The sequence below is a fragment of the Pedobacter sp. Leaf194 genome, from assembly GCF_001423945.1.
Classification (GTDB): domain Bacteria; phylum Bacteroidota; class Bacteroidia; order Sphingobacteriales; family Sphingobacteriaceae; genus Pedobacter.
In genome coordinates, this window is record NZ_LMPU01000008.1 from 516,439 (window position 1) to 528,740 (window position 12,302).

Genomic DNA, 12,302 nt, shown 5'->3' on the forward strand with positions numbered 1-12,302 from the left:
CAAACATACAAAAGTCAGGCTTGTTTAAAAATCAGTTAATTTATAAAACTAAAAGATTCCGTGATGGAGATTTTTCACATATTTGTAGTTAATTAATTTTTTAATTTGAAAGTTCCGATGGCTTCGGGATTAAGGAATATATGAAACAATATTTAGATTTAATGCAGCATGTGCTGGATAATGGCGCACAAAAGCACGACCGTACAGGAACAGGAACGATTAGCGTTTTTGGCTATCAAATGCGATTTAACCTGCAGGAGGGCTTCCCGATGGTAACCACCAAGAAGCTGCACTTGAAATCTATAATTCATGAATTAATCTGGTTTTTAACCGGCGATACAAACATCAAGTACCTTAAAGATAATGGTGTAAGAATTTGGGATGAGTGGGCAGATGTAGATGGAAATTTAGGGCCGGTTTACGGTTCGCAGTGGAGGAGCTGGCCAACACCAGACGGGCAGCACATCGATCAGATTACAAATATCATCAATACCATAAAAAATAATCCAGATTCGCGTAGAATTATTGTTTCTGCATGGAACGTTGCAGAGATTGAAAACATGGCGTTGCCACCTTGCCATGCGTTTTTTCAATTCTATGTTGCCGATGGAAAATTAAGTTGTCAACTATATCAACGCAGTGCTGACATTTTTTTAGGCGTGCCATTTAATATAGCATCTTATGCATTATTAACGATGATGGTTGCACAGGTTTGTGGTTTAGAAGCGGGCGATTTTGTACATACTCTCGGAGATGCACATTTGTATAACAACCACATAGAACAGGCTAATTTGCAGTTAAGCAGAGATCCGAAACCACTTCCAACCATGAAGATCAATCCTGATGTAAAAAGCATTTTCGATTTCAAATTTGAAGACTTTACGTTGGAGAACTACGAGGCACATCCACATATTAAAGGAATAGTTGCGGTTTAGCATTTGTTCAATTGTTCATTTGTTCAATAGTTCATTTGTTCAATAGTTCATTGGTTTCACTGGTCATTGGTTTCACTGGTCATTGGTTCACGGAGTATATTATTCAAAGCTTTAATTAGCGAAATCTCGATTTTAAGTCATCCCTTATAATTAATGTGTAAACAAAATAATTATGAGTTATAATCGAATTGAAGATCTAGAGGTATACATGCTTGCTGAAGATTTATCAAATGAAATTTGGAATGTTGTGATAAGATGGGATTTTTTTGCTAAGGAAACTGTAGGGAAACAAATCTGCAGAGCTGCAGATTCCATTAGCGCTAACATTGCTGAAGGTTACGGGCGTTTTCATTTCAAGGAAAATAAAAATTTCTGTTATTACAGCAGGGGTTCGGTTCTGGAAACTAAATCTTTTTTGAGAAAAATGCGCCATAGAGGTTTGGTCAGCGAAGAAATTTACAACCACCTTTTCAACAGACTTGAAATCATACACATTAAGCTTAATGCTTATTTAAAATATATCGGAACAAAGTCGACGGCCACAAAACCGCAAACGGATGGCTCATTAAACAAATGACTGTTGCATTAATAAACTAATGACTATCGAACTGACGATCTAGTAAATTATTAAACAAATGAACTGATCGCAATTGAACCAATGAACGACCGGACCAATGAACTAATGAACGATTGAACCAATGAACGACCGGACCAATGAACTAATGAACTATTGAACCAATGAACGACTGAACGAATGAACTAATGAACTATCGAACCAATGACTAATAAACTAATGACTAATGAACAAACCAGCCCTTCGGTAGCTATCGCAGTTGCCGTGGGCGAGAACTTCGCTATCGGAAAAAATAATCAGCTTTTGTGGCATATGCCAGCTGATTTAAAGTTTTTTAAACAAACCACTTCTGGTCACACCGTGGTAATGGGCCGCAAGACGTTCGACTCTGTTGGCAAGCCCCTACCGAACCGCCGGAACATTGTGATTACAAGGGACGGCAACTTAAAAATTGATGGCGTTGAAGTTGTAACCAGTTTGGAAGAGGCTATAGAAGCTACTAAAAACGAAGAGAAGCCAGTTTTTATAGTTGGTGGCGCCGAGATTTATCGTCAGGCTTTACCGAAAACCGATACCTTATATTTAACTACAATCCACCACACTTTCGATGCTGACACTTTCTTTCCTGAAATTGATAGAAGCGAATGGGACACGATAAGTTCGGAAACTCACAAAGCGGATGAAAAAAACAAGTATGATTATACTTTTGAGGTGCTTAAAAGAAAATAATTAGGAATTCGTTATTGCGAGGCACGAAGCAATCTTAATGCGCTCGCTATTGAGATTTATTTTAAGAATCGTTAAAGACCACGAACCGCACTATCAAGATGGCTTCGTGTCTCGAAAGGACTACAGCCAAAAATTAGAACTGGATATTAGAGCGGAATTGATATTCTGTAGTTGCCACCTAAACCCGATATTCGTGGAAAGTCACCGATTTTTCGTCGGTGCTTGGAACATTAGCGGGACCGAACCAAAGCTAAGCGCTACTGCAATTGCTTTCCAAATAAATTTCACCTTCCAAATTAAATGCTTACGCGGGTTCTGCTAAACAAAAGTTACTTTGTTGCCCGGTAAAAATTAATCTTAATAAATTATCAATTAAGGGGTTCTATAATTTAAAAATTTAATTAGATTTGCCGACTTGTTAAAAAACAGCGAAAGACAAATTATTTTAAACAAACAATGCAAGGAAAAGGTTTTATTAAGTTTATAGCGATAGTATTGGCTATCGTTTGTGCATATGCACTTTCTTTCACTTTGGTAGCATCCAAGGTAGAGAAAGACGCAAAAAACTATGCGAAAGGTGATTTAGCCAAAGAAAAGGCTTATTTAGATTCGATGAGCACTGAGAAAGTATACCCTGTTCTGGGTTTCACTTATCAGTCTGTTAAATCGAAAGAGATCAATTTAGGCCTCGATTTAAAAGGTGGTATAAACGTAACGATGGAAATATCGTTATCGGAACTGGTAAAATCATTAGCAGACAACACAAATGATGCTAATTTCAACAAAGCATTGCAAAATGCTCAAGCTCAGTTAAACGCCGGTGGTAAAGATTACATCAAATTATTTGTTGATGAATTTGAAAAATTAAGTCCGGGTGTAAAACTTGCAGATTATTTCTCAAATCAGGATAATGCATCGCAGTTAAAACCAAACGCTTCAAATAGCGAGGTTCAAAGCTTTTTATCAAAAGAAGCCGAAAGCGCTATCGACCGCTCATTCACAATCTTACGTTCGCGTATTGATGGTTTTGGCGTTGTAAGTCCGAACATGCAGAAACAACCTGGAAGTAACCGCATTTTAATTGAGATGCCGGGTATTCAGGATAAAGAACGTGTTTATAAATTATTGCAAGGTTCTGCTGAATTGCAGTTCTGGCAGGTTTATCAGGTTCAGGAAGTTGTTTCATTGCTTGAAAATATTAATAAAACTTTAGCGTCTACACTAAAAGATGCCGCCCCGGTTGCTGCTGCTAAAGACACAACTGCTGCGCCTGCTGCAGGTGGAAAACTGGCAGGTTTAGAAAAGTCTGCTACAGATACCACCAAAGGTGGAAAACTTGCTGGCTTAGGTAAAAAAGATTCTACTGCAGCTAAAGCTGAGATTGCAAAATCAAATCCTTTATTCTCTATTTTAAGTATTCCTACTTATCAGGCAGAAAACGGACAGCCTGCGTTGCGCCCGGGACCAATTGTTGGTTGGGTTGCACAAAAAGATACTGCAAAAGTAAATTCATATTTCAGAATGCCGGAGGTTGCCGCTGCCATTCCTTCTACAATGAAGTTTATGTGGAGCGTTAAACCAATGGAAGGTTCTAAGGTTTTCGAACTTTATGCGATTAAAGTTGTAAGCGCTGATGGCAAACCAGACTTAGGTGGCGATGCTGTAAGTGATTCACGTAACGACTTTGACCAAAAAGGTAAGCCAGAAGTAACCATGTACATGACCAGCGAAGGCGCTGCGAAATGGAAAAAAATTACTGCTGAGGCTTCTGCTGATGCCCAGAATAAAAAATCTATTGCAATTGTATTAGACAATCAGGTTTACTCCGCTCCTACAGTTCAAAACGAAATTCCAAATGGTGTTTCTTCAATCTCAGGAAACTTTACTCAAGAAGATACCAAAGATTTATCGAACATTTTAAAGGCTGGTAAATTACCCGCACCTGCTCGTATTGCGGGTAGCTTCGTTGTTGGTCCAACCTTAGGTGCACAGGCTATTCACGATGGTTTAATCTCTTTTGTAATTGCCTTTATCGTAATTTTAATCTTCATGGCGTTGTATTACCACCGGGCAGGTTGGGTTGCAAATTTCGCCTTACTATTAAACTTATTCTTCATCATTGGTATTTTGGTATCACTTGGTGCAGTTTTAACCTTACCTGGTATTGCCGGGATTGTTTTAACCATTGGTTTATCGGTTGATGCAAACATCTTAATTTTCGAACGTGTACGTGAGGAACTTGCGCATGGCAAAAATACTGCTGCTGCAATTAAAGAAGGTTTTAAACATGCAATGCCTTCAATTATTGACTCGAACGTTACTCTATTTATACTAGGTGCTATTCTTTATGTATTTGGCAGTGGCCCGGTTCAGGGTTTTGCAACCACGTTGTGTATTGGTATTCTTTCATCATTATTTGCTGCTGTCGCGATATCGAGAGTGGTTTTTGATTCATTGCTAAACCGTAAAGTTGAGGTAAGTTTCGACAATAACTTTACCCGTAACGCATTCAAGAATCTAGCTTTTAATTTTGTTGGCCGCCGTAAAATTTACTATGTAATCTCAACAGTTATTATTGTTGCAGGTATTGGTATGTACTTTAAAAATGGTGGTTTAAATTTAGGTGTAGATTTTAAAGGAGGTAGAACTTACCTTGTACACTTCGATAAGGCAGTAAATACGGAAGATTTAAAAACAAAGTTAAACCCGGTTTTCGGAAACGAAACGCCTGAGGTAAAAACTGCTGGTGAAGATAGCCAGGTTAAAATTACCACTACCTTCCACATTGAAGACCAAGACCCCAAAACGGATAAAGTTGTAGAAGACGCACTAACTAAAGGTTTATCAGGCTCGAAATACGAGATTGTAAGCTCGCAAAAAGTAACGCCTATCATTGCAAGTGATATCGTGAACGGCGCATTCTACGCGGTATTGATTTCGTGTTTGTTCATGTTCATTTATATCGTTATCCGTTTCAAGAAATGGCAATACGGTTTGGGTGCGGTTATCGCATTATTCCATGATGTTTTAATGGTACTTTCTTTCTATACAATTTTAGATGGTGTAATGCCATTCTCATTGGAAATTGGTCAGGATTTTATTGCAGCGATTTTAACTGTAATGGGTTATACCATGACAGAAACAGTTGTTGTGTTCGACCGTATACGTGAGAAACTGAAAGAAGCCGGTAAAGATGATTTACATGGCGAAGAACGTAACAACTTAATTAACTTCGCATTGAACAGTACTTTAAGTCGTACCATTCTAACATCGTTAACAGTGTTTTTCGTGTTATTGGTAATCTTCATCTTTGGTGGCGATAGCATCCGCGGATTTATCTTTGCATTGCTTATTGGTCGTATCATTGGTACGTATTCATCATTGTGTATCTCTACGCCTATCGTAATAGATTTGGGTAGTTCTGCAGAGAAGAAAAAGTAAGATTTAAGTTCTTTAGATATTTCAAACGCCTTCCCGATTTTACGGGAAGGCGTTTTTTTTTGCTCGTGATGCGAGGTAAAAAGCGGATGGTTTTTGAGGGGCGTTGTTTGGCTAAAGATATGGGCAATACTTTACCCATATTTTTTAATCACTTTCCAATTCTTTACCCAGCGGGTAAATGTGACAGTTACTGCCATCAATCATCCATCGAAAAATGTCACTAAGACTCGAATATGGGCAGCCAATCCGCAAACGGGAAAGCTTGAAAAAATCCTTTGGTCATGTAAAAGTTATAATAACGTACCTGTAGACCTACTAAGGTTTTAGCCGTCGTTTTTAAACCTTTTGGCTATCTTTTTGTTAGATTAATATCAGATAAACCAATAAAAAATGGATTTACAACTTCCTAAAAGCGAATACCCAAGAGTAGTTATAGTTGGCGGCGGATTTGGCGGGATTGAGTTAGCTAAACGATTGAAAAACAAGCCTTTTCAGGTGGTAATGTTAGATAAACATAACTACCATACCTTTCAGCCATTACTTTACCAGGTAGCCACTGGCGGTTTAGAAGCCGATTCAATTGCTTTCCCGCTGCGCAAAATTTTTAAAGGACAGGATAATTTAGTTTTCAGGGTTACCAAAGTCACTGAAGTAAATGCTGCAGAAAATTGTCTGATTACTGATATTGGCAAGGTGAGTTACGATTACTTGGTAATAGCGACCGGTTCAACCAGTAACTTTTTTGGGAATAAGGAGATTGAGGCGAATTCTATGCCAATGAAATCAATTCCCGAAGCTTTGGATTTGAGAAGTCTAATTCTGCAGAATTTTGAAAAATCACTTATTGAAAAGGACCCCGATAAAAAAAATGCCCTGTTGAACTTTGTAGTAGTTGGTGGTGGCCCAACCGGGGTAGAAACTGCCGGAGCGATTTCTGAGCTCAAGAAACACGTTATACCGAACGATTATCCCGAAATGGATTTAAGCAAGGTAAACATATATTTAATCGAAAATTCTCCGGAACTTTTAGGCCCGATGTCTCCTCAGGCACAGCAAAAATCTAAAGAGTTTTTACTTAAGATGGGTGTTCAGGTCATGAATGAAACAAGAGTTCTCGGTTATGACGGCCTTACCCTATCACTGCAAGATAAGGCGCCAATTTTGAGCTCGACCGTGATTTGGAGTGCCGGTGTAAAAGGAGAAGTGTTAGCGGGCTTAGATAAAGCGGAGGTTGTGCGTGGTGGAAGGTTAAAAACCGACACGCAGAATTTAGTGGCTGGTTACCAAAACATATATGCAATTGGCGATGTTGCGGCAATAATTAATGAAGAAACGCCAAACGGACATCCCGGAGTGGCTCCTGCGGCTATCCAGCAAGGACATCATTTAGCCAAAAACCTAATCAACATTGTAAAAAATAAACCATTAGAGAAATTTAAGTATTTCGATAAAGGTTCTATGGCGACCGTTGGCAGAAACAAAGCAGTTGTAGATATCGGCAAAATCCATTTTCAGGGAATTTTTGCCTGGTTTACCTGGATGTTTGTACACTTAATGACCTTGGTTGGTTTCCGTAATAAGATTATCGTGTTCATTAACTGGCTTTGGAGCTACTTTAGCTACGATAGAGGAACGCGTTTAATCATAAGAACATTTGCAAAAGACAGAAGCGTTGATTACCGTGCAGAAGTGCCAAGCGTGAAGGAAGTTCATTAGTCGTTGTTCGTTGTTCGTTGTTCGTTGTTCGTTGTTCGTTAAGGGAAAGTTCGAGCTGAGCAAATGTTTTGGACGTCCCGCTTTCTTTTGCAAAAAACTTTACGCAATTTCGGCTAACTAACCAGAAATCATGAGCCTAAAAAAATTTAAATTAGTAGAATGTCCGCGTGATGCCATGCAAGGTTTACATGATTTCATTCCAACTGAATTGAAAGCGGAATACTTGAATTTATTACTGCAAGTTGGTTTTGACACACTTGATTTTGGAAGTTTTGTTTCACCGAAAGCGATTCCGCAGATGGCAGATACAGTGGAAGTATTAAACAAATTAAATTTAAGCAATACGTCTACTAAACTCCTCGCAATCGTGGCAAATTTGCGGGGTGTAGAAGATGCGGTTAAGCACGAACAAATCAGTTATCTGGGTTTCCCTTTTTCCATATCAGAAACCTTTCAGCAGCGCAACACCAATTCGAGCATAGCACAATCTTTAAACACGGTTGAAGACATGTTATCACATTGTGCCAAAAACAATAAAACTGCTGTTATTTACCTTTCAATGGGCTTCGGAAACCCATATGGCGATGAATGGAATTATGAAATTGTAGAGCAATGGGCCGATATCCTGGTACAAAAAGGTGTTAGTATACTTTCTCTTGCTGATACAGTAGGCGTTTCGACACCCGAGACAATCGCCAACATCTTGCCAAAGCTGATTACAAAATTCAGCCAAACCGAAATCGGTGTTCATTTGCACTCCACCCCTGACCAGCGCTCGGAGAAAATCGAAGCGTTATATCTTGCCGGGGTTACGCGGATAGACTTTGCATTGAAAGGCTTTGGCGGATGCCCGATGGCTGCAGATGATTTAACAGGAAATATTGCTACCGAAGACGTTATTAGCTATCTAAACTCCAAAGGCGCCGCACTTAATCTTAATATGGAGAAGTGGGATGAAGCGATGCATTTATCGGGTAAGATATTCGGATAAATAAATTATCGAACTTTTAAATTGGGGTACGAATTGATTTGCAGGTTTTAGGATATTTTTTAACAGCCATCACTGACTTCCTGCCTGCCTGCGATTGTATAGTGCTTTTTATTGATGCACTCCTCGCCAATGACGAGGAGACTTAATTTCTTGCGGCAGAATTTTAACGCTCAAATTTACATGTGTAAACTTGAGGTAAACCTAGACTGCATGAATATTGCTTCGTGCCTGGCAATGACTTTAAAATCAGATTAAACCTTTTTAACCATTTTAAAATGCTGAATTCCTGCTTCTTCAAATTGCTCACCTTCGGCTACGAAACCAAATTTGGCGTATAAACTCATGGCATCGAGCTGAGAATTCAAATAGATATAATGTGCATCTTCAGGTAAATCGGAAAGTGCTTCTGCAATTAAAGCACGGCCAACACCCTGGCCTCTAAACTCTTTAAGCACGGCAAATCGTTCAAGCTTGTAGCCTAAATCCGTTTTACGCCACCTGCACGCACCACATGGTTGTCCGTTTTGCTTAGCCAAAAAATGCACCGATTCATCTTCATGTTCCCACTCCAATTCCGGTGGACAATTTTGTTCATCAACAAATACAATTTTACGTATAGCAAATACCTTATCTAAATCTTCAGGATGGTTAACTTTTTGAACTAGCAAACTCATTGTTTATGGCTTTTAAAATGTTTATTATTTTTCAACTTTATCTCATTCAGTTCTTTCGCAACATCTATCGAATGCGAACAATGAATATCGGCCTCTTTTTTTGCAAGAGTAGCAATTGTAACGTAAAATTTATGCAACTGATCTAACTCTCTTTCACTTAAATCTTCAATATCAACCATACGGTTGCTTGCACCCTGTTGCGCCGCAATTAATTCGTTCAGTTTCAATTGTATGGCCTTACCATCTTTATTTTGTGCTTTTTGAATCAGAAACACCATTAAAAAAGTTATAATTGTTGTTCCCGTATTAATGACCAACTGCCAGGTTTCAGAATAGTGGAAAACAGGCCCGGTAACGGCCCAGATAATTACAATTGCTGTGGCAGAAATAAAGGCAACAGAACTGCCTGTAAACTTTGTTGCAGCATTGGCAAACTTCTCAAAAAAATTGTTTTTTTTGGAATCAGTACTCGATTTTGTCATCACATTTCGTTTGCTTAAATATAGCATTAAACAAACGAAAGCGCCATAAGTTTTACAACCTATAGCGCTTTAAATTTATTCTCAACATAATCGTTTTCTGATGCCTAATCGCAACCTAAAACGGATTGTATTTACAGTTTTTCGTTAGCGTTAATGCAATTTAAATCTTCGAAAGCTGTTGTTAAGCGCTTAACGAAAGTCTCCTCGCCTTTACGTAACCAAACACGTGGGTCGTAATATTTCTTATTAGGTTTATCTTCGCCATCCGGGTTACCAATCTGGCCCTGAAGGAAGGCTTCATTCTTTTTGTAATATTCCAAAATACCTTCCCAAAATGCCCATTGCATGTCGGTATCGATATTCATCTTAATAGCACCGTAAGAAATTGCTTCTCTTATTTCCTCCTGAGATGAACCTGAGCCCCCGTGAAAAACGAAATTGATTGGTTTCTCGGCAGTTAAATTAAATTTCTCTTTAACAAAATCCTGAGAATTTTTCAAAATTACCGGTTGCAATTTCACATTACCTGGCTTGTATACACCATGTACATTACCAAATGCAGCCGCAACCGTAAAACGTGGAGAAACTTTACTCAGTTCTTCATAAGCATAAGCAACTTCACTTGGCTGGGTATATAATTTAGAGCTATCCACATCGCTGTTATCCACGCCATCTTCCTCACCACCTGTAACACCAAGCTCAATTTCAATAGTCATGTTCATTTTTGCCATGCGGGCAAAATATTTAGCAGAAATTTCCATGTTTTCCTCAATAGGCTCCTCTGAAAGGTCGAGCATGTGTGATGAAAATAACGGTTTTCCGGTTTCAGCAAAGAATTTTTCACCGTGGTCTAAAAGGCCATCAATCCAAGGCAACAATTTTTTAGCGGCGTGGTCGGTATGTAAAACCACGGCAACACCATAATGTTCTGCCAATAAATGCACATGTTTAGCCGCCGATACAGCACCTAAAATGCACGCCTGTAATTTCTCATTATCCAAAGATTTACCCGCATAAAATTGCGCACCTCCATTAGATAACTGAATCATAACTGGCGAATTCACTGCCTTGGCAGTTTCCAATACCGCATTAACCGTATTTGTACCGGTTACGTTCACAGCTGGTAATGCAAACTGATGTTTTTTAGCCTGCTCAAACAATTCTTGAACGGCATCTCCGTAAATTACGCCTTTGTAGCCTTTTAAACTCATCTCTTGTTAATTTTATTAAGTCCGAAGTTATAAAAAAAAATAACATTTTAAGCTTTTGTAACAACAGAATTATTTGCCTAACAACCAAATAAGGCCTGTTTAGTGTAAAAAAGACATTATGCTTAGTGTAAGAAAGACACATTATCAAAAAATCGAAATTTGCATTATCACTTTTTAAACGCTGCAGACCAATAAAGCCACTTAGGCAATTGAAACCTGAGATTTGACTATTCTTGGTAATTTGAGCCTTTGTAATTGATGAAGTTGATTATATTTTTCGTTTCTTTGCAATCCAATTCTTTAAAAAATTATATGGCTTGGTTTAAGAGAGAAAATAAAGGTATCATTACCACAACAGAAGAGAAGAAAGAGGCACCGGATGGCGTGTGGAATAAATGTCCTAACTGTAAAAAACCACTACATCAAACAGAATTACAGGAAAACAAATACGTTTGCCACTACTGCGATTACCATTTGAGGGTTGGTTCTAAAGAATATTTCGAAGTTTTATTTGACAACAATGAATTTAAAGAGCTGTTCGCCAACCTAACATCAGGCGACCCTTTAAATTTTAATGATAACAAACCCTACACCGAAAGAATTATTGAAAGCCAGGCTAAAACCGGCTTAAAAGATGCCATTCGTGCCGGTGTGGGTAAAATGGAAGGCCAGGAGTTGGTAATTGCCTGTATGGATTTTGCCTTTATCGGTGGCTCCATGGGCTCGGTTGTTGGGGAGAAAATTGCCCGCTCAATCGATTACAGCATTAAACACAAAATTCCGTTTTTAATGATTTCTAAAAGTGGCGGTGCACGGATGATGGAGGCTGCATTTTCACTAATGCAAATGGCTAAAACATCGGCAAAGCTTGCTTTATTAAGCCAGGCAAAAATACCTTATATCTCTTTGCTTACCGACCCTACAACAGGCGGAGTTACCGCATCTTACGCGATGTTAGGCGATATAAACATTGCCGAACCAGGCGCTTTGATCGGCTTTGCAGGCCCGAGAGTAATCAAAGAAACCATTAAAAAAGATTTACCTAAAGGCTTCCAAACTTCAGAGTTTGTTTTAGAACACGGCTTTCTTGATTTCATTGTAGATAGAAGAGCAATGAAAGCAAAATTGGGTGCCTTTTTAAAAATGATGAATAACTAACTTGGTTTATTTGTCATTGGTTCAATAGTTCAATAGTTATTGGTTTATTGGTTCAATAGTCATTAGTTCATTAGTACAATTGCCTGATTAATTGGTCAATAAGTTATTAGTCACTCGTTTATTGAGCAAATTGGCTAATCAATTTAAAAATAATATTAAAAGCAGGGCTTGAATAACTTGGGTTATTTCAGTCCTGCTTTTTGCTTGTAGTACCGATTAGAAAAAATCGGTAGCTACCCGCGGCAATCAGGTTTAGATTACGCGGTTCAGCAATTCGTGGTTGTGGCAGCCTAACCCAATTGCCGCCCGCCGCTAACGTTGCAAAATAAATTCCTTGTTATTTTCCATAAGAACGATTAATAGCGTTTCCACAGGTGTTGAATACCGCTAA

Annotated in this window: 10 protein-coding genes; 7 read left to right on the plus strand and 3 right to left on the minus strand. The window is 38.6% G+C overall.

Features of this window, described 5'->3' with window-relative positions; genetic code table 11:
• Positions 1 to 140 precede the first annotated feature (140 nt).
• From ASG14_RS09900 to ASG14_RS09930, 6 genes are all read left to right on the plus strand, one after another.
• On the plus strand, positions 141 to 935 hold the full coding sequence (locus tag ASG14_RS09900) for a thymidylate synthase (RefSeq protein WP_056870887.1): 795 nt from the start codon (positions 141 to 143) through the stop codon (positions 933 to 935).
• Between the two features lie 172 nt (positions 936 to 1,107).
• Positions 1,108 to 1,512: a four helix bundle protein gene (locus tag ASG14_RS09905; protein ID WP_056870888.1), complete on the plus strand. Its 405-nt coding sequence runs from the start codon at positions 1,108 to 1,110 to the stop codon at positions 1,510 to 1,512.
• Positions 1,513 to 1,713: 201 nt separating this feature from the next.
• A complete protein-coding gene (locus tag ASG14_RS09910) occupies positions 1,714 to 2,238 on the plus strand; it encodes a dihydrofolate reductase (RefSeq protein ID WP_235528557.1) in 525 nt (174 codons plus the stop codon).
• 456 nt (positions 2,239 to 2,694) lie between these two features.
• Positions 2,695 to 5,679: a protein translocase subunit SecDF gene (gene secDF / locus ASG14_RS09915; RefSeq protein WP_056870890.1), complete on the plus strand. Its 2,985-nt coding sequence runs from the start codon at positions 2,695 to 2,697 to the stop codon at positions 5,677 to 5,679.
• 390 nt (positions 5,680 to 6,069) lie between these two features.
• A complete protein-coding gene (locus ASG14_RS09925; RefSeq protein ID WP_056870892.1) occupies positions 6,070 to 7,395 on the plus strand; it encodes an NAD(P)/FAD-dependent oxidoreductase in 1,326 nt (441 codons plus the stop codon).
• Positions 7,396 to 7,525: 130 nt separating this feature from the next.
• Entirely contained in the window at positions 7,526 to 8,386 is an 861-nt protein-coding gene (locus ASG14_RS09930) for a hydroxymethylglutaryl-CoA lyase (RefSeq protein WP_056870893.1), read from the plus strand.
• Positions 8,387 to 8,637: 251 nt separating this feature from the next.
• Here ASG14_RS09930 and ASG14_RS09935 read toward each other — a convergent pair whose 3' ends face one another.
• The 3 genes from ASG14_RS09935 to fbaA all read right to left on the minus strand — a co-directional run bounded on the left by ASG14_RS09935 (position 8,638) and on the right by fbaA (position 10,753).
• Complete coding sequence (locus tag ASG14_RS09935) at positions 8,638 to 9,060, minus strand: GNAT family N-acetyltransferase (RefSeq protein WP_056870894.1); 423 nt, start codon at positions 9,058 to 9,060, stop codon at positions 8,638 to 8,640.
• Positions 9,057 to 9,542 (minus strand): low affinity iron permease family protein, encoded by a 486-nt coding sequence (locus ASG14_RS09940; protein ID WP_056870895.1) that lies wholly within the window; start codon positions 9,540 to 9,542, stop codon positions 9,057 to 9,059. The genes ASG14_RS09935 and ASG14_RS09940 overlap by 4 nt, the downstream gene beginning before the upstream one ends.
• A gap of 131 nt (positions 9,543 to 9,673) precedes the next feature.
• Positions 9,674 to 10,753 carry a class II fructose-bisphosphate aldolase gene (gene fbaA, locus ASG14_RS09945; protein ID WP_056870896.1) on the minus strand — a complete coding sequence of 360 codons (1,080 nt, stop codon included), beginning with the start codon at positions 10,751 to 10,753 and terminating at the stop codon, positions 9,674 to 9,676.
• Between the two features lie 312 nt (positions 10,754 to 11,065).
• Here fbaA and accD point away from each other — a divergent pair, with 312 nt between their 5' ends.
• Positions 11,066 to 11,911 carry an acetyl-CoA carboxylase, carboxyltransferase subunit beta gene (accD, locus tag ASG14_RS09950; protein ID WP_056870982.1) on the plus strand — a complete coding sequence of 282 codons (846 nt, stop codon included), beginning with the start codon at positions 11,066 to 11,068 and terminating at the stop codon, positions 11,909 to 11,911.
• Positions 11,912 to 12,302: the final 391 nt, after the last annotated feature.

Coding starts and splice junctions, on each gene's coding strand:
- ASG14_RS09940 (WP_056870895.1), bottom strand. CDS start 9,542: ATGACAAAATCGAGTACTGATTCCAAAAAAAACAATTTTTTTGAGAAG.
- ASG14_RS09925 (WP_056870892.1), top strand. CDS start 6,070: ATGGATTTACAACTTCCTAAAAGCGAATACCCAAGAGTAGTTATAGTT.
- fbaA (WP_056870896.1), bottom strand. CDS start 10,753: ATGAGTTTAAAAGGCTACAAAGGCGTAATTTACGGAGATGCCGTTCAA.
- ASG14_RS09935 (WP_056870894.1), bottom strand. CDS start 9,060: ATGAGTTTGCTAGTTCAAAAAGTTAACCATCCTGAAGATTTAGATAAG.
- ASG14_RS09910 (WP_235528557.1), top strand. CDS start 1,714: ATGACTAATAAACTAATGACTAATGAACAAACCAGCCCTTCGGTAGCT.
- accD (WP_056870982.1), top strand. CDS start 11,066: ATGGCTTGGTTTAAGAGAGAAAATAAAGGTATCATTACCACAACAGAA.
- ASG14_RS09930 (WP_056870893.1), top strand. CDS start 7,526: ATGAGCCTAAAAAAATTTAAATTAGTAGAATGTCCGCGTGATGCCATG.
- ASG14_RS09900 (WP_056870887.1), top strand. CDS start 141: ATGAAACAATATTTAGATTTAATGCAGCATGTGCTGGATAATGGCGCA.
- secDF (WP_056870890.1), top strand. CDS start 2,695: ATGCAAGGAAAAGGTTTTATTAAGTTTATAGCGATAGTATTGGCTATC.
- ASG14_RS09905 (WP_056870888.1), top strand. CDS start 1,108: ATGAGTTATAATCGAATTGAAGATCTAGAGGTATACATGCTTGCTGAA.